The sequence below is a fragment of the Pontibacter chinhatensis genome, from assembly GCF_900113285.1.
Lineage (GTDB): Bacteria > Bacteroidota > Bacteroidia > Cytophagales > Hymenobacteraceae > Pontibacter > Pontibacter chinhatensis.
Genome location: NZ_FOOT01000009.1, coordinates 29038 through 51197 on the forward strand (window position 1 = coordinate 29038; position 22160 = coordinate 51197).

11 protein-coding genes are annotated in these 22160 nt (G+C 51.6%); 10 read left to right on the forward strand and 1 reads right to left on the reverse strand.

Features of this window, described 5'->3' with window-relative positions; translation table 11 throughout:
- The first annotated feature begins 82 nt into the window (after nt 1-82).
- The 3 genes from BM040_RS18990 (at nt 83) to BM040_RS19000 (ending at nt 4182) form a co-directional block, all read left to right on the forward strand.
- A complete protein-coding gene (locus BM040_RS18990; protein ID WP_245756301.1) occupies nt 83-961 on the forward strand; it encodes a DMT family transporter in 879 nt (292 codons plus the stop codon).
- A gap of 238 nt (nt 962-1199) precedes the next feature.
- Nucleotides 1200-3791, forward strand: a complete 2592-nt coding sequence (locus tag BM040_RS18995; protein ID WP_092104900.1) for a DUF5686 and carboxypeptidase regulatory-like domain-containing protein — start codon at nt 1200-1202, stop codon at nt 3789-3791.
- 73 nt (nt 3792-3864) lie between these two features.
- Nucleotides 3865-4182 carry a hypothetical protein gene (locus BM040_RS19000; RefSeq protein ID WP_092104902.1) on the forward strand — a complete coding sequence of 106 codons (318 nt, stop codon included), beginning with the start codon at nt 3865-3867 and terminating at the stop codon, nt 4180-4182.
- Between the two features lie 425 nt (nt 4183-4607).
- Here the strand turns inward: BM040_RS19000 and BM040_RS19005 are convergent, their stop codons facing one another.
- A complete protein-coding gene (locus BM040_RS19005; RefSeq protein WP_092104904.1) occupies nt 4608-5555 on the reverse strand; it encodes an EamA family transporter in 948 nt (315 codons plus the stop codon).
- Between the two features lie 405 nt (nt 5556-5960).
- Here BM040_RS19005 and BM040_RS19010 point away from each other — a divergent pair, with 405 nt between their 5' ends.
- The 7 genes from BM040_RS19010 to BM040_RS19040 all read left to right on the forward strand — a co-directional run bounded on the left by BM040_RS19010 (nt 5961) and on the right by BM040_RS19040 (nt 22030).
- Entirely contained in the window at nt 5961-8417 is a 2457-nt protein-coding gene (locus BM040_RS19010; RefSeq protein WP_092104906.1) for a bifunctional UDP-N-acetylmuramoyl-tripeptide:D-alanyl-D-alanine ligase/alanine racemase, read from the forward strand.
- A gap of 210 nt (nt 8418-8627) precedes the next feature.
- Nucleotides 8628-8831 carry a FeoA family protein gene (locus tag BM040_RS19015; RefSeq protein ID WP_092105016.1) on the forward strand — a complete coding sequence of 68 codons (204 nt, stop codon included), beginning with the start codon at nt 8628-8630 and terminating at the stop codon, nt 8829-8831.
- Between the two features lie 8 nt (nt 8832-8839).
- Nucleotides 8840-10993, forward strand: a complete 2154-nt coding sequence (gene feoB, locus BM040_RS19020; RefSeq protein ID WP_092104908.1) for a ferrous iron transport protein B — start codon at nt 8840-8842, stop codon at nt 10991-10993.
- 728 nt (nt 10994-11721) lie between these two features.
- On the forward strand, nt 11722-14967 hold the full coding sequence (locus BM040_RS19025; RefSeq protein WP_092104910.1) for a SusC/RagA family TonB-linked outer membrane protein: 3246 nt from the start codon (nt 11722-11724) through the stop codon (nt 14965-14967).
- A gap of 10 nt (nt 14968-14977) precedes the next feature.
- Nucleotides 14978-16414: a SusD/RagB family nutrient-binding outer membrane lipoprotein gene (locus BM040_RS19030; protein ID WP_092104912.1), complete on the forward strand. Its 1437-nt coding sequence runs from the start codon at nt 14978-14980 to the stop codon at nt 16412-16414.
- A gap of 817 nt (nt 16415-17231) precedes the next feature.
- Entirely contained in the window at nt 17232-20441 is a 3210-nt protein-coding gene (locus BM040_RS19035) for a SusC/RagA family TonB-linked outer membrane protein (protein WP_092104914.1), read from the forward strand.
- Nucleotides 20442-20473: 32 nt separating this feature from the next.
- Entirely contained in the window at nt 20474-22030 is a 1557-nt protein-coding gene (locus tag BM040_RS19040; RefSeq protein ID WP_092104916.1) for a SusD/RagB family nutrient-binding outer membrane lipoprotein, read from the forward strand.
- The last annotated feature ends 130 nt before the right edge of the window (nt 22031-22160 follow it).

Consider the following 22160-nt stretch of genomic DNA (forward strand, 5'->3'; position numbering starts at 1 on the left):
GGCCCAGTACCACAATCCTAAAATCCTGAAAATCCTGATTCAGACCAGCAATTAGCTTACCTTTGCGGCAGGAAAGTACAAGATGAAGTTATCAAAAGGAGTGGTATACATGCTGCTGTCGACGTTCTTTTTTGCGTTGATGCAGGTGTGCGTGAAGTGGGTGCCGCATATTCCGGCCGAAGAGATTATCGTTTTCCGATCGCTTATCTCGCTGGCGATAAGCCTGTGGTTTTTGCGCAGGGCGGGCGTGAGCGTGTGGGGCAACAACCGCAAATGGCTGCTGGCGCGCGGGGCCTTCGGGGCAGTGGCCCTGATTCTATACTTCAATGTGCTGCAAAATATACCCTTGGCTACGGCAGCCACAATACAATACCTTTCGCCTATTTTTACAGCCATCCTGGGCATTTTCATCGTCAAGGAGCGGGTACGGCCGTGGCAGTGGTTTTTCTTCCTGGTGTCGTTTGTGGGCATCCTGGTAATCGAGGGCGTGGAGACGAATGTGGATAGTTTATACTTGTGGCTGGGCGTGGCGAGCGCCGTGTTTACGGGAGTGGCCTATAGCATTGTGCGCAGGCTGAACGTGCAGGAGCACCCGCTGGTCATCATCTTTTATTTTCCGCTGGTGACGCTGCCGGTAGTAGGCGTTTATACGTTGTTTAACTGGGTGCAGCCCGAGGGCTGGGATTGGCTTGTGCTGCTGCTGGTGGGCCTGTTCACACAGCTGGGGCAGTACTACATGACGCTCTCTTACCAAAGTGAGGAGATATCCAAAGTTGCTAACCTCACTTACATCGGCATTATTTACGCGCTGCTGTTCGGCTTCTTTTTCTTCGGGGAGATGCTAAACGTCTGGACCTACGTAGGGATGGCGCTCGTGCTGCTGGGCGTGATACTGAATGTGCAGTACAAAAACAGGCTTGGCAAAAATGCAACCCTGGCCACCAAATCCGGCTCTAAGTAAGCAGGAAGCACCCTCAAAGTATAAAACCCAAATTGCATTAACCCACTCCTACCCCTCCGAGGAGGGGAATCAGATTACACTTGTAGAAATTCCCCTCTTGGGAGGGGTAGGTTTGCTCCTGCATGTTATTTAAAATTGAAACTCGATTTAAAGTATAATAAAGTATAGTTTATACTGACGATTAAGGGTTTCCTGCGTATCTTTTTAGCTGATATGTTTGCTACTAACCCTTTAGCACATGCGCCACACCTACCTGCTTTTGCTGCTGCTCTTGTTGCCTGTCCTAAGTATGGCGGGCATCCTGCGCGGCCGCGTCACAGATGAAAACAACAAGGGGCTGCCCTTTGCCAGCATCTACATCAAAGAAACCGCCAGCGGCACCGCCACCAACGACCAGGGCCTGTACCAACTGCAGCTCAGCCCCGGCACTTATACCTTCGAGTTTAAGTACGTCGGCTACCGTGCCCATACCCAAACCGTCACCATCGGCGAGGCGGCGCAGGAGTTGAACGTGCAGCTGCAGCCCGAGGTGCTCAACCTGAAAGAGGTGGTAGTGAAAGCCTCCGACGAGGACCCTGCCAACGCCATCATGCGCAACGCCATCCGGCTGCGCAAATACCACCGCGACGAGGTGAACGCCTGGAGCGCCCGCGTGTACATGAAGGGCGTGGCCCGTATGGATAAGGTGCCCTCCAAGGTGCTGGGCATTAAGATTGTGGATGTAGATACGGGCATTGTATACTTGTCGGAGTCGGTGTCGGAGCTGGCGTTTAAAAAGCCGAACAAGGTTTCGGAGCGGATGATATCGAGCAAGGTGAGCGGCCAGAAGCGGGGCTTCAGCTTTAACCAGGCCTCCGAGATGAACATCAGCTTCTACGACCCACTGCTGAAGGTGGAGGGCCTGAGCGAACGCGGGTTTGTGTCGCCGCTGGCCAACAACGCCTTCATGTTTTACCGCTTCGAGTACCTGGGCACCTTTCAGGAGAACGGCCGCACCATCAACAAGATAAAAGTCATTCCCCGCCGCAAACACGACCCCGTTTTCTCGGGCAACATCTACATTGTAGACGGCAGCTGGCGCATTCATAGTACCGATCTCAGGCTCACCAAAGATGCCGGAATTGAGTTTGTGGACTGGATACGGGTGCGGCAGGTATACGCGCCGGTGGCCGCGGAAGTATGGATGCCGGTGTCGCAGCGCTTTAGCTTTGAGGGCGCGGGTCTGGGCTTTAAGGGCAGTGGCTACGCGATGGGCGTGTATTCTAACTACAAAGTGCAACCCGCCTATGCCACTCCGCCACGGGTGGAGGAAGTGGAGCCGGAACCAACCCCGGAAGCAGAAGTAGCCGCAGCCAGGCCAGCCAAAAAACCAACGTATAAAGTAGTGGCACCACAGGAGGCAACGCCACCGGCACAGCCCGTAGTAAGCGATGAGCTGTTTAGCAAGGAGGTGCTGCTGGTGGAGAAGGACGCCAACAAGCGCGACTCGGCCTATTGGGCTTCCATCCGGCCGGTGCCGCTCACGCAGGAGGAGGTGGTGGATTACCATAAAAAAGACAGCCTGGAAGTGGTCAAAAATTCCAAACCTTACCAGGACTCGCTCGACGCGGTACGCAACAAGCCTTCCTTCGGTAGTTTTCTGATGGGCGGCTATACGTACTCGAAGAGCTACGAGCGCAGGTTTTACCGCTTTGACCCGCTGCTGAGCCTGACGGGTGGCCCGAGCATCCTGCAATATAACACCGTGGAGGGCGTGGCAGCTGATGTGCGCGTGAATTACCGCAAGACGTTCGAGGACCGGACCTACTACCAGGTAGAGCCTACGGTGCGCTATGGGTTTAGCAACCAGAAGTTGAACGCCAAGCTACTGCTGAGCTACCAATACGACCCCGTTAAAAACAGCACCATCAGCGTGGAAGGCGGCCGCTATGTAGCCCAGATCAACAACCAGAATCCTATCTCGCCCTTCGTCAACACGCTTTATACTTTGTTTGCCGAGCGTAACTACCTCAAGCTCTACCAGCGCGACTTTGGGCAGGTGAGCTACCGCAGCGAGCTCTGGAACGGCTGGAGGCTGAACACATCCCTGAACTATGCGCACCGCATGCCGCTCGAGAACACGACCGACTTCAGCTTCAGGGAGCGCGGCACCGACGAGCCAAGCCGCTTTACGTCCAACGTACCGGTAAACGCCGAGCTGGAGGACGCCTCCTTCACGCCGCACCAGGCGCTGACTTTTACGGCTGCGCTGAGTATAAGGCCGGGCCAGCGCTACATCTCCCGCCCCGATAACAAAATCAACCTGCCCTCTAAATACCCGACCCTTACCCTGAGCTACCGCGGAGGCTTTAAGGCTTTGGGAGGCGATGTGAAGTATAACACGGCGGGCTTAAGTATAGCCGATGATGTAAGCCTTGGCCTGCTGGGGCGCAGCAAGTATAGCGTGCTGGGGGCCGTGTTCTGGGGCAAGGAGGACATGCGCCTGCTGGACTACAAGCACTTTAACGGCAACAGAACGCTCATCGCAGGCACTTACGAGGGCTTCCAACTGCTCGACTACTACCGCTACAGCACCAACAACCGCTACCTGGAGGCGCACTACGAGCATCACTTCAATGGCTTCCTGTTCAACAAGATACCGCTGTTCCGCAAGCTCAAGTGGCAGGAGGTGGTGAGCTTAAATTACCTGAACACGCAGGAGTCGCGGCACTACCTGGAGCTGGGGCTGGGCATCGAGCATATTTTTAAGGTATTCCGGGTAGATTTTGTGACCTCTTTCCAGGAAGGCAACAAAGCCAGGACAGGAGTAATGGTGGGCTTCGGGTTCTAAGGCAGTTGGTTGTTGGATAACCAAATAAGCGCCAGGGCCGTTAAAAAAGCCAGTGAACTAACGAACAAGAACCATGAAGACATCAGATATAGTAAAATCAGGCCTGGCCCTGGCTTTTGCGAGTGTTGTAGGATTTGGCTGTGGAAATAGCGCCACCACCGAACAAGAGGAACGTGACATCGGCACCTCGGAGGCGGTTGTAGAGGGGAATGACGCCGCAGCAAACCTAAACAACCCGCGCCCGGCCCCCATCGGCGATACAGCCGTAACCGGTGAGCAAGCCGACCAGTTCGGCGACTTACCTCCCAACGTAGACACCGCCGCCCGCGAAATGCAACAACTGGATAAGCAGCGACAGCAGCAGCAGCAACGCGGCACTACCACGAATTAAGTATAAAAAGTATGAAAAGCTCCTCACCGGCGGTAGTTGGTGAGGAGCTTTTGTTTTTGGGGAGGGGTAGAGTGACACCTAAGAGTAGGGTAGGGTGTTTAGCAGAATCGGGTCCAACCACCCCTGGCCCCTCCTTGGCCAATGCGGGGAGCCTGTAGTTACTGATGCAGGAGTATAGGTTTTATAGTTGATGTTCTCGCGCGAACAGTTCGCCTTCTGTCCCTATAGAGTATATACCCACCCCCAGCCCCTCCGAGGAGGGGAATTATACTTGCTTCACTCTTTGTCATCTCGAGCAGGGCGAGAGAGCTATCGGGAATTCTCTTTAGATCTCTCACTCCGTTCGAGATGACAGCAAGGGCAGCAGCTACGAAGTATAGCAGAAACAGGTAGAAACCTGCACCCCTACAGCTTCACAGACCTCCTTACTTCACCACCGCCGTAGTGCCGACTGGTGGTATCACCAGCCCATCACCCCGCTTCTTGCGGCCCTTCAGGTTAAGGTTGTAAATGATGACGGATATGAAAATTAGGATATAGGCCGCTACTTTGGTGCCTGTGGTGTGTTCGCCAAAGTATAAAAAGGCCATCAGGAAGTTGATGATCGGGTTGATGTACATCAGGATACCGATGGTGCCCGAAGTGAGCTCTTTAAGAGCAAACAGGTTCAGAAATAGCGGCAGCACCGTAAACACCGCGCTCAGCAGGCCCACATACACAAAAAAGTGCGCATCCAGCTGGGCGTTGCCGCCGGTAAAGAAAGTATAAAAAGGCCCGATAAACGCGAAAGCCAGGAGCAATTGCAGTTTCAGGAGCACAATCTTGTCGTAGGCTTTCATGAGGCGCTGCGTGATCAGGTAAAAGGCGTAGCTCAGGGCAATCAGCAAACTGAAGAGCAGGCTCGACAGCTCGCCGCTGCCAATCAAGGCGCAGCTCAGGGCACTCAGCCCGATGGCCAGCCACTGGTTTACGCGCAGCTTCTCCTTGAGCAATAAAAACCCGAGTACCGCCGTAAGTATAGGGCAGAGCAGGTATGAGAAGGAGCCGGTTTGAATGTCGATGTGGTTGACCACGTAGATAAACGACAACCAGTTGGTAGTGAGCAGCACTCCGCCCAGGAAAGTATAAAGTATAAACAGGCGCTTCTCGCGGGCCCTGGAATTCTTCACCTGTGTTAGCGTTGCCAGCAGTTGCTTACGGCGGAAAAGCAGCGAGACAAGCAGCAGCAAACCTACCGACAGCGCCACGCGAAAGTATAAAATCTGGCCGCTGGGATAGTCAGCAAGCGCCTTAAGCGGAAAGGGGATAAAGCCCCAGATAAGAAATGCCGCCAGGCCTGCCGCGTAATAAGGTTTTGTATTCGGTGTTTCCATGAAAAGCCGGAAATAGGGTAAAGCGAGCAAAGGTAGAGAATTGTTGATTGATAATTGTTGATGGTTGGATGGTTAAATTGTTAAGTGGTTGATTGCCTGAGTTAGGGTTTGTAGGATGGTGGTACTGGGCCCAACCACCCCTAACCCCTCCTGGGGGTAGGGGCCCTCGATAAAGGCTAAGGCGGGGAGTCTGGTAATTGCTTTAGCTGAAGTATAAGCTTTAGAGCTGCTGTCCTCGCACGGACAGGTCGCGACCTGTCCCTACAAACTCGACTCCTAAACTCGCCTAACTTTTTACCCCCCAAACTCTCCCAACTTTCTAACCTTCTAACTTTTTAACTTTCTAACTCCTAAAATCTCTAACTCTTAAACTCTCTAACTCCCAAACTCCCTAACTTTGCCGCCATGCTCACGTTTCAGCAACTTCAAAGTACAACCCAGGGCAAGGAAGTACAGTTTGTGCGGCCGCTACCTATTGTGCACCTGCTTACCGACAGCCGCAAGCTCTCGCAACCGGCGGGCTCTGTGTTTTTCGCCATTCAAGGCAAGTATAATGATGGCCATAGGTACCTGCCGCAGCTGTACACGCAAGGGGTGAGGGCCTTTGTGCTGGAGCAGGGCGAGCCGGAGGAACTGAAGCGGTTGTATCCGGAGGCCAACATCCTTTTGGTCAAAAATAGCCTGGAGGCGCTGCAAAGGCTGGCGGCCTGGCACCGGGCGCAGTTCGCCATTCCCGTAATCGGCATCACGGGCAGCAACGGCAAAACGATTGTAAAAGAGTGGATCTCGCAGCTGCTGAGCACCGATGAGTTGGTGGTGAAGAGCCCGCGCAGCTACAATTCGCAGCTAGGGGTGCCGCTGAGCGTGTGGCAGCTGCAGCCCAACCATACGTTAGGCATTTTTGAGGCGGGGATTTCGCAACCCGGTGAGATGGAGAAGCTACAGCCCATCATTCGGCCTACCCTTGGCATTTTTACCAACATCGGCACGGCCCACGACGAAGGCTTTGCCTCTCGCGAGCAGAAGGTGCAGGAGAAGCTAAAGCTGTTTAAGGAGGTGGAATCACTCTTTTACTGCGCCGATTACGAGCTGCTGCACCAGGCAGTGCTCGCCCAAAGTATAAACTCCTTCACCTGGAGCCGCATACATCCCGAGGCTGATTTATACATCAACGCCACCACCACGGCCGGCCACCGGACCATCGTGGTCTATACTTTCGGGGGAGAGAAGCAGCGGCTGGCCCTGCCGTTTACCGACGAGGCCTCTGTGGAGAACGCGCTGCATTGCCTGGCTATACTTTTATACCGCCGCCTGCCGCTCTCCGAAATTCAGGACCGGCTGGACCGCCTGCACCCGGTGGCCATGCGCCTGGAGATGAAGGAGGCCATCAACGGCTGCTACCTCATCGACGATACCTACAACAACGACCTGGCCGGCCTCACCATTGCCCTAAACCTGCAGGCCAGTCAGCCGCAGCGGGGGCAGCACACGCTTATACTTTCCGATGTGCTGGAGTCGGGTTTGCCCGAGCAGGACCTGTACCGGAAGGTGGCAGAGTTGGTGCAGGCGCACCAGGTGCAGCGGCTCATCGGCATCGGGCCCACCATCAGCAAGTATAGCCACCTGTTTCCCAAAGCTGATTTCTATACTTCCACGACAGATTTTCTGAAGGCGTTTAACCCGGATGCCTTCCGCAACGAGGTAATTCTGGTGAAGGGGGCGCGCGTGTTTGGGTTCGAAAGGATTGTGCAGGCTTTTCAGCAGAAGGTACACGGCACGGTGCTGGAGGTAAACCTGGATGCCCTGGTGCATAACCTTAATTACTACCGCGCCAAACTGAACCCGGACACCAGGCTGATGGTGATGGTCAAGGCTTTTGCCTATGGCAGCGGAAGCTTCGAAGTGGCTAACCTGCTCCAGTTTCACCGGGTGGATTACCTGGCCGTGGCCTATGTGGACGAAGGGGTGGCCCTGCGCGAGAACGGCATCACGCTACCAATTATGGTCATGAACCCTTCGCCCGACAGCTTTCCCAAACTACGGCAGTACAGCCTCGAACCGGAAATCTACGCCCTGGAGCAGCTTCAGGCTTTTGTGGCCTCGCTGGAGCCGGACGTAAAGTATAAAATCCACCTGAAGCTCGATACGGGCATGCACCGCCTGGGATTTGAGGAACAGGATTTTGAGGCTTTGTTCGCCTTGCTGGAGCGGCACCCGCAGGTGCAGGTGGCCAGCACTTTCTCGCACCTGGCTGGGGCCGACGAGGCCATCCACAACGATTTCTCGCAGCTGCAGATTTCACGCTTCAGAAGTATGGCTACCACGCTGGAGGAGCGGCTAAAATATAAAATCATCAAACACATCCTCAACTCGGCGGGCATTGTGCGCTTTCCGGAGCACCAGCTGGACATGGTGCGCTTGGGTATCGGCCTGTACGGGGTGGAGGCCACAGGCTCGGAGCAGGAGGCGCTGCGGCCGGTGAGTACGCTCAAGACCACGGTCTCCCAGGTGAAAAGTATAAAACAGGGCGACACGGTGGGCTACAGCCGCAGGGGGATTGCGGATGTGGACAAAACCACCGCTACCATCGCCATCGGCTATGCCGACGGCTACGACCGCCGCTTTAGCAACGGGGTGGGGGAGGTGCTTATCAACGGCCGGCGCTGCCCCATCATCGGCAACGTGTGCATGGACATGTGCATGGTCGACGTGACGGGCGTGCCGGTAAGGCCCGGAGACGCTGTTACCGTGTTCGGGCCGGAGCTGACGCTGGTGGAGCTGGCGCAGCGCATCGGCACCATCCCCTACGAATTGCTCACCAACGTGAGCACCCGGGTAAAGCGTATTTTCTATTCGGAATAAGCCAAAGCCTTACTTTACATCTGAACGGTTTCAGGAAATAACTGCCTCATTTTCAGAATTTAGCTTTCCGGATGGCTCAAATTCCTATTTCTTTTGCTTTAAAGTTGAACACCTCGTAACTTGCAGTTGTTTATAAACAGTCTAAATAAAGAGCGAATAGAGGTGGAACATAAGGCAGAAAAACAAGCAGTGCGCAGATCGGTGCGCGACATGGAGATAGGCGAGCGTGGCGTGATCTCTAGCCTGAATGACCCTGAAATGGGCCTGAAACTGCTTGAAATGGGTTGTATACCCGGTGCAGAAATCAAAATGAACAGCCGTGCCCCTCTCGGCGACCCGATCACCATCATCGTGAACGACTATACGCTCTCCCTGCGCCTAGATGAAGCAGAGACTATTTTACTCAAGCCGTAGACCTTAACATGACTGTAGCTACCCAACCTGAGATTAAACCGGCAGGGCGGAAGATCGCCAAGCCGGCAGAAGTGAAAATTGCCCTTATTGGTAATCCTAACTCCGGCAAGACATCGTTGTTCAATCAGCTTACCGGCCTTAACCAAAAGGTTGGCAACTTTCCGGGGGTTACAGTAGATAAGAAATCGGGCTTTATACAACTTACACCTTCTATCAGAGCCGAGATCATAGATCTGCCGGGCTCTTACAGCCTTTACCCCAAGTCGCTGGATGAGCGGGTGATAACCGACCTGTTGCATGATCCAGCCTCCAAGCAATCCCCTGACCTAATTGTTGTTACCGCAGACGCCTCCAACCTGAAGCGCAACCTGCTGCTGTTCACGCAGCTGGCCGACCTGCAGCTGCCGGCGGTGCTGGCCCTGAACATGGTGGATGTGGCCGAGCAAGAGGGGGTAAAGATTGACGTGGATGCGCTGCAGCGCGAACTGGGGGTGCCCGTTATCCCGATGAACGCCCGCAAAGGCGCCGGCGTGGCGGCCCTTAAAATTGTGATGACGCAGCAGCTGACTGCGCCGCAGAAGGCCTTTTATACTGTTCCTTCTGACCTTCAGCCGCTGCTACAAAGTATAAAATCCCGCTTTGGCCTGAGCAACGATTACCTGGCCTTACAGTACGCGCACCTCCACAAGAGCCTTAAATTCCTGAAGGAAGAGGATGTAGCCTGGATGGGCGAACAGCTGGAGAGCGCAGGATTTAAATCGAACACCCGCCAGGCAGAGGAAACGATTGCCCGCTATACCCGCATCAACGAGCTTTTGCTGGATGTGGTGCGCGTGGAGAAAGCCGACAAGGACGAGAAGTTCAGCAACCGCCTCGACCAGATCCTGACGCACAAGGTGTACGGTTATCTCATTTTCTTCGGCTTGCTCTTCCTTATCTTTCAGGCCATCTTTGCCTGGGCTAGCTACCCGATGGATCTCATAGACCTGGGTATTGCTAACTTGAATGCGCTGATCCAGAGCAATTTTGAAGGACCGCTTATCAACCTGCTAACCGAAGGCGTTATTGCCGGTCTGGGGGGCGTGCTGATATTTATACCGCAGATTGCCATCCTTTTCGCTTTTATCGCTATCCTGGAGGAGACTGGCTACATGGCCCGCGTTACCTTTATGATGGACAAGGTGATGCGCAAGTTCGGGCTGAACGGAAAAAGCGTAGTGCCGCTGATTTCGGGTGTGGCCTGTGCCGTGCCGGCCGTAATGTCGGCGCGCACGATTGAGAACTGGAAGGACCGCATGATCACCATCTTCGTAACGCCCCTGATGAGTTGCTCGGCTCGCATCCCGGTTTATACTGTGCTGATTGCGCTGGTGGTGCCCGAAGTATACTACTTCGGATTCCTGAACCTGCAGGGCCTGGTGCTCATGGCGCTTTACCTGATCGGTTTTGTGGCGGCTGTGCTTTCCGCCTGGCTCCTGAAGGTTATCCTCAAGGCCCGCGAGCGCAGCTACTTCATCATGGAGTTCCCAACCTACAAAATGCCCCGCTGGAAGAACGTGGGCCTAACGATTGTAGAGAAAGTGAAGGCCTTTGTGTTTGAGGCTGGTAAAATCATTGTGGCCATCTCCATTATACTTTGGGTGCTGGCCTCCTATGGCCCCGGTGATGGCTTTGAGCGTGCAGAGCAGCAAGCGCTTGTGGAAGCACAGAACGAAGGCTTAACCCAGGAAGAGACTGAAGTCAGAATAGCCTCTCACCAACTGGAGGTATCCTATGCCGGCAAGTTCGGGCAGGCCATAGAGCCTGTTATCAAGCCGCTAGGTTACGACTGGAAGATAGGTATTGCCCTGCTTACTTCTTTTGCGGCCCGTGAGGTGTTTGTGGGTACCATGTCCACCATCTATAGCATAGGCGAAGAAGAAAACGTAACCACCATCAAAGAGAAGCTTGCAACGGTGAAGGATGATAACGGAGAGCCCTTCTTCTCTCCGGCGCGGAGTTTCTCACTCATGATCTTCTACTTGTTCGCCATGCAGTGCGTGAGCACCCTGGCCATCGTGCGCCGCGAAACCAAGAGCTGGGCCTGGCCTGCAGCGCAACTGGTTTATATGAGCGGCCTGGCCTATGTGATGGCCTTCATCACCTACCAGCTACTGCGTTAGCCATACTTTTTTAAAGTATAAAAACGGCGCGGCCCGAAGCATATTACTGCTTCGGGCCGCGCCGTTTTTGTATTTATCTCATACTTGTCTCACGCTTTATTTCTTTATCTGTTCTTGGTAATTTTCAATACCATAACCAAGTAATCATAAAAAACACCTCATATTTCTGAGTTTACGTATAATATTTATGTGATTGCTGCAAAATAAGGGCGTTTCTGAGAAAAAGGCCCCGCAGCATGAGCAGGCGATGTATCTGTTGACGGCTTCATATTAATACACTGATTATCAGATATTTGCTTGCAAAGATGAGCGGTACGTTAGAAGTATAAATTATTCCACCTTACAAGGTAGTTAATCTAGCGATAAAAATTGTGTTTTTCTGTGATGGTTTGTTTTGTTGATAATTGTCTGTCGCTATGAAACCAACTCTTACTCCCCGATTTGGCGTGAGTGCTGTACCAGATTCTCCCTGGTAAGTAAAGCATGAGCCGCAGGAATGCTTAGCTAAATAAGTAATAAATAGTGTGCAAGTAACATAGGGCCTACATGCCTTCAGTATGCTGTGCCCGCCTGTTCCTGCAGCAGTAGTTCCTCGCGCCCGTTTGCCGTTTGCGCCTCTTGTAAATGCCTCAACGTCACGCTTCACAGTTGCTTCCCTGTCTCGTGTATCCTTTTGATGGTCACTTTCTGAACATCCGAACTCTCACTTATTCTTAACTACTAGCACAATGAAGAAAGTCATATTACTCAGTTTCTTGCTTGTGGCAGTCCTGATAAATCAAGGCCTCGCCCAGGGAAGAACGATCACTGGCAGGGTAACGGACGCTACTACCAGCCAGCCGCTTCCGGGCGTTACCGTTTTGGTAAAGGGTACCACCGTAGGTACAGCCACTGCGGGAGACGGTACCTTCTCCCTGAACGTACCCGAAGGCAGCAATACCTTAAGCTTCAGCTTTATCGGCTATCAGGCAGTAGAGCGCACCATCGGCAACGCCTCTACCATTGATGTCGCCTTATCTACAGACACCGAGCAACTGCAGGAAGTGGTGGTAACTGCCTTGGGTATAGAGCGCTCCCGCAACGAGCTGGCGTATTCTGCCCAGCAGGTGAGCGGGGAGCAGATTACCCGTACAAGACCTGCTGACTTTGTCAACTCCCTCTCCGGTAAAGTAGCCGGTCTGGATATCAGAAGCAACAACACCATGGGTGGGTCTACTAACGTGGTGATCCGGGGTTATTCCTCTATTACCGGCAACAACCAGGCGCTGTTTGTGATTGACGGTGTGCCGGTGAGCAACGCCAACAACAACACCAACACCAGAGCCTACCAGCAGAACCCCGACTTCGGTGACCAGCAAGGCGGTCGGGCAGGCACAGACTGGGGTAACGCTGCAGCAGACCTGAACCCGGATAACATCGAGTCGGTGAACGTACTGAAGGGAGCGGCGGCGACAGCTCTGTACGGTTCGCGTGCAGCCAACGGCGTAATCATGATCACCACTAAGAAAGGCCGCAAAAACAGCCTGAATATAGTCGTAAACAGCGGTGTTACCTGGAGCGAGATCGATAAAAGCACCTTTGTCCGATACCAGAAGGAGTACGGCGCAGGCTACTCCCAGGAGTTCCGTGACCCGGCGGATTTAGGCAGCGGAGTAGCGCCGGTTGTAAGGTTTCAGGATGATGCTTCCTATGGCCCTCGGTTCGACCCGAACTTGCAGGTGTACCAGTGGGATGCCATTGATCCGTTCCACCCGAATTTTGGTAAGACAAGACCTTGGGTAGCGGCTGAAAATGACCCCAGTACTTTCTACGAAACCGGTGTCAACTCCAACCAAAGCGTAGTGGTAAGTGGTGGTGGAGACAGAACTACTTTCAACCTGGGCTATACCCGCAACGATATCAGGGGAAACCTACCAAACAGCACGATAGACAAGGATCTGTTCAACTTCAACGGTTCTTATGACGCTACCGACAAATTAACGGTTAGTGCCTCTGCCAACTACTCTCGCACCGTGGCTGTGGGAAGGTATGGTACCGGGTACCAGGGGCGTAACCCTAACCAGGCTTTCAGGCAGTGGTGGCAAACCAACGTGGATATAGAAGAGCAACGAGACGCTTACTTTAGAAACCGCCAGAACATCACCTGGAACTGGAACAGCACCAATACAGGGCCTATCTTTACCGATAACCCTTACTGGACGAGATACGAAAACTTCTCGAACGACAGCCGGGACAACTTCTACGGTTACGCTACAGCTACCTACAAATTCACCGACTGGTTTAACGTAATGGGTCGGGCGGCCTTTAACACAACCACAGACTTTCAGGAAGAGCGTATAGCCGTAGGGAGTGCGGACGTAAGCCAGTATCAACGGTTTGACCGGGATTTTAACGAGTCAAACTTCGACCTCCTCTTAAACTTCAACAAGAATATTACCGAAGACATCAGCTTCACAGGCTTGTTGGGATCCAACCTACGCAGAAGCCGCATGAACTCTATCAGAGCTACAACCAATGGTGGTCTTGTGGTTCCTGGTCTGTATGCGCTGTCAAATTCGGCTAATCCTCCCACTCCACCGTTTGAAGAGGGCGAGCGCATTGGCGTAGACGGTATCTTTGCCAGCGCCAACTTTGGATTCAGAGAAATGGTGTTCCTGGAGCTTTCAGGCCGCCGGGATAAGTCAACTACTTTGCCCGAGGATAACAATTCCTATTTCTATCCTGCTGTGGCCGCAAACTTTGTCTTTTCCAACGCGCTGGAAATCCCGTGGCTATCGCTCGGCAAGGTGCGGGTCAATTATGCTGAGGTAGGTAACGACGCGCCGGCGCTGAGTGTACTGGACGTGTATGATAAGCCAACCGGCTTCGGTAATATTCCTCTATTCTCGCTTCCAGACATTAAGAACAACGAAAACCTGCAGCCCGAGCGGTCAAAGAGCTTTGAGGCAGGTCTGGAGGCAGAGTTCTTTAACAGCCTTTTTGGGTTTGACTTCACCTGGTATACTTCTAAAACCGTGGATCAGATCATCCCTGTGAGTACTACATCAGCATCTGGTTATTCCCAGCGCTTTGTTAACGCAGGTGAAGTGGAGAACAAGGGATTTGAGGTGGCAGCATTTGTTACACCCGTGCGCACATCAAATCTCACCTGGACAATGAACCTCAACTTCTCGCGCAACAGGAACGAAGTAGTAAGCTTGTTTGAAGACGTGCAGAACGTGCTGCTGCAAAACTTCCAGGGTGGTGTTTCGCTTAATGCGGCAGTTGGCCATCCTTACGGTGTGATTAGAGGCAACGACTTCGTCTACACCAACGGGCAGAGGACCGTTAACTCCGATGGCTACTACCTGGTTACTCCTGGTGCCAATGACATCATCGGTGATCCAAACCCCGATTGGCTGGGAGGTGTGAACAACTCGATCACATTCAAGGATATTACGCTTGCTTTCCTGATTGATATACGTGACGGTGGCGATATTTTCTCCCTGGACCAATGGTACGGAGAAGCAACAGGCCTGTATCCGAACTCCGCCGGATTGAACGATAAAGGAAATCCTTCCCGCCTTCCGGTAGCTGAGGGCGGTGGTATACTTCTGCCAGGAGTAAATGAAAGCGGTGCCCCGAACGACGTTTATGCGGAGAACCAGGACGGCAATGGCCAGACTCCTTTTGGTTATGCCGCTAACAACGGTGTTGGTGCCCCTAAATCCTGGTATGTGTATGATGGTAGCTTTGTGAAATTGAGAGAAGTTGCCCTGTCATACGCCCTGCCTCAGACGCTGATTGAGAACCTCGGCTTCATCAAAGGGGTAGACCTGCAACTGATCGGCCGCAACCTGTGGATTATCCACAAGAACATGAAGTACTCAGATCCGGAGGAGGGCATCAGCTCCGGCAATGCAGGCAGAGGCTATCAGAGCGGTGCCTACCCAGCCCTCAAAACCTACGGATTTAACGTGAGATTAAATTTTTAAGAGCAAAGAGATGAAAAAGATTCTGATATTCTTGTTCTCGATGGTGCTGGTGGCATCATGCGTGGATGATTTGGATGATTATAATGTGGATCCGAAGAGAACGACAGAGGCGCCGCCTGCAACACTTTTTACCAATGCGGTGCTGAGCGTATCGGATGTGCTGGCTACGCCAAATGTGAACTTCAATAACTATAGGTTTTATGTGCAGCACTGGGCTTCGACCCAGTACGTGGATGAGCCCAGGTATAACATGGTGCAGCGGCTTATCCCACAGAACATGTGGCAGGAACTGTACCGTGATGCCCTGATAGATCTAAAAGAAGCCAAAAGCCTGGTGAATGAAAATGAGTTTTTGGAGGCAGGCGAAAAGAATAATCAGCTGGCGCAAATAGAGATGATGGAGGTGTATACCTGGTTCGTGATAGTGACAACCTGGGGTGATGTTCCCTATACAGAGGCGCTTGATCCAACAAACGCTTTGCCCGTTTATGACGATGACCAGGCAATTTACAATGACCTCATCAGGCGTCTTAACACTGCGATAGGGCTGATAGATCCTGGTTCTTCAGGCTTCGAGGAAGGCGACCTGTTTTACAACGGAGACATGACACAGTGGTTGAAGTTTGGTAATTCCCTGAAGTTGAAGATGGGCATGGTGCTGGCGGATGTAGACCCGGGCCAGGCCAGGACGTTAGTGGAGGAGGCTGCACCGAACGTGTTTACGAGTAATGCAGATAATGCCGTTATCCAGTACCTGGATGCGCCACCTAACAACAACCCGATCTCCGACAACGTGAAGGGACCCTTCACATCCAGAGAGGACTATGTCGCCGCCAGCACGCTGGTTGATGTTATGAATGAGCTGAATGACCCGAGAAGGCCGGAGTATTTTACCACGGTTAACGGGGAGTTCATTGGCGGGCAGTATGGTTTCCAGAATACCTATACTTCCTTCTCAACGGTGAGTGCCAAAATAGCGGCTCCTAACTTCGAGGCGCTGATGCTGGACTACTCAGAAGTAGAGTTCCTGCTGGCAGAGGCCGTGGAAAGAGGCTTTAATGTGCCAGGCACAGCCGAAGAGCACTATAATAACGCCATCACTGCCTCTATTACCTACTGGGGTAGAACAGCGGAGGAAGCGGAAGCCTACCTGTCTCAGCCTGGGGTAAATTATACTTCAGCTCCTGGCGACTGGCGGCAGAAGATTGGAACCCAGAAATGGATTGCGCTCTATAACCGTGGTTTTGATGCCTGGCTGGAATGGCGAAGGCTGGACGCCCCGGATTTACAGCCACCGGCTGTTCCTGGCTCAGTTGAGTTGATAATTCCAAAGCGCCTGATCTACCCTGTCAATGAGCAGACGCTTAATCCTGAGAACCGCGCTGCTGCAGCAGCAGCTATCGGAGGGGATGAGGCAAGCACCCGGCTTTTCTGGGACGTCCAGTAATAGGGCTAAGATTAACAAAAAGGAGTAATAGGCTTCTTCATTGGAAAAGGCTCCCGTATTCGGGAGCCTTTTTTGTTATACCTCAAAGAGAAAGTGCCATAAATCTACTCAATCATCCCCACCGGCAAAAAATCCAGGTCTTCAAAACACTTACTTAAAAAATTTTAACAAGCAGGTATATAACATTTTGCCAGGCAGTGGCACTGCTAAATTATAGTCTATATTAGATAAATTAATATTTAGGTTATCCAAAATTTGCTTTCTGCGTAGATTAACCTCTGAGGTGCAATCGGTACAAGCCATGTGCTGCTCTTCAGAAATGAATATTTATAGTGTTATCAAATAATTGCTAAAACACATGAGCAGTTCTCTCTTGATAATCAGCTAGATGTTTTAGAAATAACAAATTAATAAGTATTAGTGCAGGAGTAGAATATTGAAAAAAGTAAATAATAATCTTGTGATTATAGTTGCTTTTTGATAAACTTGTTGAATCATCTCACCTAAACAAAATTTTTATGGCGAACTCTTTACTCATTCTTGCCTCACCCTCGGGGTGTCTGAAGCAACCTCCATCTATTCGATTCATAACGTCATAGTTACTGCCTCTGAGGTAAGTGTAGCTGCTGCCCCACATATTCGCGTGTAGGGTAGCGTGCACCTGTTTCGGAGTTGTTGGCATACGGCTGCTGCAAAGGCTACCATGCTTTTGTAGTTAGCATGGCGTAGCCTTGCCCTTAGGCTACGTTACACGGGGCTTTTACTGCCTTGTTTTAGCTTGTAAACTACATTAACTCTCACTTTAAACTAAAACACAATGAAGAAAATTCTATTTCTGAGCCTCTTGCTTGTGACGGCCCTGTTGCACCAGGCCATGGCACAGGTAAGGGCTATTACTGGTAGAGTAACGGATGCTGCTACCAGCCAACCTTTACCAGGCGTTACAGTTCTGGTTAAAGGAACCACGGTAGGTACTGCTACCTCAGCAGATGGTACTTATTCTATTAATGTGCCAGAAGGAGGTAACACCTTGGTGTTCAGTTTTATTGGTTACCAAACAGTGGAGCGCCCTATTGGCTCCAGTAATACAGTAGACGTGAACCTGCCTGTAAACACGCAGCAACTTAGCGAGGTGGTGGTAACTGCTCTTGGTATTGCCAGAGAGGAAAAATCAATCGGTTACTCTTCTCAGACTGTAAGCGGTGAGGAGCTAAGCCAGGTGCGCGAGACAAACGTTGTAAACTCGCTCTCCGGTAGAATTGCCGGTGTGCAAGTTGGTACTAACTCTGGCGCTATGGGTGGTTCTGCAAGGGTTACCATGCGCGGTGTAAGCTCTATCAGCGGCAACAACAACGCCCTGTTCGTAGTGGATGGTGTGCCAATCGAGAACTCCAACACTAACTCCACCAACCAGCAGCGCGGTGGCGGTGGTTACGACTACGGTAGCGCCATCCAGGATATCAACCCAAATGATATTGCTGAGATAACTGTACTGAAGGGTGCCGCAGCAACATCGCTTTACGGTAGCCGTGGTGCCAACGGTGTTATCGTAATCACAACTAAGAAAGGAGAGAGAAAAGGTGGTGGTATAGGCGTTACCTATACGCTTGGCCTAACCATGGACAAAGTATACATACTGCCTAAGTATCAGAACAAGTATGGCGGTGGCTATGCGCTCTCAAAGCTATACTATAATGAAAATCCAGAGGCCTTCCCGGAAGGAAGACAGGGTGCCTATGACGATGGCGATGGAAAGGGTAGCTATGACCTGATCCCTGACTACGATGTGGACGAATCCTGGGGACCTAAATTTGAAGGTCAGCTTTACCGTCCTTACTGGAGCTGGGATAAGGAGTTAGGTAACCCTAACTTTGGTGAACTGGCAAGATGGGAGGCGCAGCCAAACAACATCCGCGACTTCTTCGAGACAGGTACTACTCTGACTAACTCTATCGCCGTGGATGGTGCTAACGACAAGGGTTCTTTCCGTTTGTCTTACTCGAACCTGGACCAGAACTTTATCCTGCCTAACTCAGAAATGACCCGTCATAACCTGAGCTTCAACGGTGGTTACAAAGTAACCGACAGGCTGAATGTGTCTGCCAGCGCCAACTACGTAACGCACGAGGCGAAAGGTCGTCCGGGTACTGGTTATGATGGCTCAAACGTACTGCAGCAGTTCACGCAGTGGGGCCAGCGCCAGATAGACAACGATAAGCAGAAAAACTACATGCTGCCAGACGGTACGCAGTTGTCATGGAACCGTACTTCTTGGGATAACGTGGCTCCTAAGTATTCTAACAACCCTTACTGGGTGCGTTATAAGAACTACCAGAACGACGGTAGAGACCGTATCTTCGGTAACGTGAACGCGAACTACAAAATCACGGATTACCTGAGCGCTGACGTAAGAGTATCAACAGATACCTACTCTGAAACACAGGAAGAGCGTATCGCTCCAGGTTCTCAGGAGATTTCTGACTACACGCTGTACAAGATCGACTTCATGGAGAACAACATCCAGGGTTTATTAAACTTCAACAAAGACCTGTCTGATGATTTCTCTCTGAATGCATTTGTTGGTGCTAACAGAATGACACGCACCCGCAATATATTCGCAGGTTCTACGGTAGATGGTCTGAGCTCAGAAGTATACAACCTGGGTGCATCAGTAGGCCGTCCTGCTATTACGGACGAAAAAACAGAGAAGCAGATAAACTCCCTGTTTGCTAGTGCCTCATTCGGTTTCCGTGAGCAGTTGTTCTTGGATCTGAGCGCCCGTAACGACTGGTCTTCTACACTGCCAGAAGGAGAGAACTCTTACTTTTATCCAGCGGCGTCCCTGTCGTATGTATTCACGGACCTGATTGATGCTCCTTGGCTGAACCTGGCTAAAGTGCGTGCAGCCGTAGCACAGGTAGGTAACGACACTGATCCTTACAACACAATCCTGACTTACGCGCTGAACACGCCGTTTGGCTCTGAGTCAAGAGTTTCTGTGCCAAACACACTGCCTAACGCAGAGCTGAAGCCAGAGATTTCTACAGAATACGAGTTTGGTACTGAGTGGCGTGTATTCGACGACAGATTGGGTATCAATGCGTCATACTACAACAGAAAAACCAAAAACCAGATTATTCCGCTTAGCCTTTCAGCTGCCACAGGCTTTACCTTCCGCTACATTAACGCGGGTGAGGTGGAAAACAAAGGGGTGGAACTCAACCTGTATGGTACACCAGTAAGAACAAATGACTTTAGCTGGGATATCAACCTGAGCTGGGCTAAGAACCAGAACAAGATCATCAAGCTGACCGACGATCAGAAAACAATGGTGATTACGAATGCTCCGTTTGCAGTACAGCTGCAGGCCCGCGAGGGAGAGTCTTTTGGTTCTATCATCGGATATGACTACCAGTATGATGATCAGGGCAGAAAAATTGTTCTTCCGCAAGGCTACTATGCTCGCTCTGCTGAGCAGAAGGTAATCGGCTCTGTGCTTCCTGACTTTACTGGTGGTGTAACCAACACGTTCCGCTACAAAGGCCTGAGCCTGTCAGCGCTGGTTGACTTCCAGAAAGGTGGCGACTTCTTCTCTACTACGCAGATGTTCGGACGTTACTCAGGTATGCTGGAAGAAACTGCAGAAGGTAGCATACGAGAAGATGGTTTAGTTACTCCTGGTGTGCTTTCAGATGGCACGCCAAATGCACAGGTTATTGACGCCGAAACATACTTCTACGTGAATGGTGGCTACAGAATTGGTGCGGCTGACATTATCGATGCAAGCTACATCTACCTGCGCGAGGCGAGCCTTGGTTACAGCTTGCCAAACAGCCTGGTGGAGAGAACTCCGTTCAATAGTGTAAGACTGGCGTTTGTTGGCAGAAACCTGTGGCTGATCAAGTCTAACTCTGACCACGTAGACCCATCAAACATTACAAACTCTATCACTAACGTTCAAGGCATCGAGGGTGGCGCTTTACCGTCTGTTCGTTCTTACGGATTTACCCTGACGCTGGGACTGTAGTACTTAGTTAAACGATTTCAACCTAGATAAATATGAAGTTATATAATAAGCTATTGCTTGGGGCCGCGCTCTTCTCTATGGTGTCTTGTACAGAAGACTTCGAGGAGATGAACATCAACCCTAACCAACCGGCAAACGCAACATCTGCGCAACTGCTGGCAACGGCGCAGTACAACTATGCCACTAACATCGGGGATGCCTGGAACAATGCCCGTATGGGTATGTACTATGCCCAGTACTGGTCCTCCACGCAGTACACGGACGAGAGCCGTTACCAGATTCGTGAAGGCGTTAACCAGACCATGTGGAACACTTTCTATGCAAGTGTATTGCGGGAGTTGACCACTGCTCAGGAAATTGAGGCTGAGAACCAGTTAAATGGCTTCGAAAACCGCATTGCCATTGCCGAGATCATGAAGGCTATGACCTTCCAGACTTTGTCTGACATTTATGGAGGCCCGGTACCTTATAGCGAGGCGCTGAGCACAGAGAATGTTACACCAAAGTATGATAACGGTAAGGATATTTACATTGGGGTGCTGAACACGCTGGATGAGCAAATCGCTATCCTGGATGAGGCTAGCCCAAGTTTCCAAAGTGGTGATGTCATGTATAGCGGCAATGTGGCGCTGTGGAAAAAGTTTGCCAACTCGCTTCGTCTGCGCATAGCCCTGCGCATGTATGACGCTGACCAGGCAACTGCCACAGAGCACATCAACAAGGCGCTTAACAGCAGTGCAGGCTTTATCTCTTCAAACGCTGAGAGTGCCAAGTTTGCCTGGATTTCAGGAGCGCCTAACAACAATCCGCTGGCCGAGGCTTATAAAACCAGGATTGACTTCTCGGTAGCTGAGCCGTTTGTAGATTACCTGCAAAAGTATGACGACCCTCGTATTGCGGTGTTCGCCAGACCATTGGGAACAGGCAACCCGCTGGGTTCCAGCTTCTCCCCAATTCTGGATGCAAATGGAAACCCACAGTACGTAGGTGAGCCATACGGTTTAAATGCCGGCAATGGAAACTCTAACGGTGATGCTAAAATTGTAAGCTTGCCGGGCGACTATGTAATAGGCGAGACAGCCCCGACTTACATTCTGGCTTATCCTGAGGTTGAGTTCATGCTGGCAGAGGTTGCTGCCCGTGGTATTGGCGCTACGCCACTAACCGCGAAGCAGCACTATGAGAATGGCATCAAAGCTTCTTTCGAAGAAACTGGCCTGTCTACTGCAGAGTATGAGGAGTACCTGAAAGAGGTGCCTTACAGCGAGTCTCGTAACTCCAGCACTGCCCCAGATCTGGAAACTGCTCTTGACCTGATCGGATCTCAGAAGTGGATCGCCATGTATGGCCAGGGAATCCAGTCCTGGTTTGAGCGCCTGCGCTTGGACTTTGATGACCCATACACAGGAGAGGAAATCTTCGTAGCCCCTGCTGATGGCTCAGTAGACCCAGACGTGGACATGGTGCCATTCCGTATGAGCTACCCTGTTACGGAGGCCTCTCTGAACGGTACTAGCTATGCCGATGCAGTTCAGCGTATAGGTGGTAAAAACAGCCTTGGCGTAAAACCTTGGTGGGACGTAAAATAAACAAGTATTTCATAATGAAAGTAAATAACTTAGAATACTAGGTAGTAGTCTTCTTCATTGGAAAAAGGCCCTCGGTTTCCGGGGGCCTTTTCTTTTTTCGCTGCAATAAACTGCCTGTATCTGGAAATGA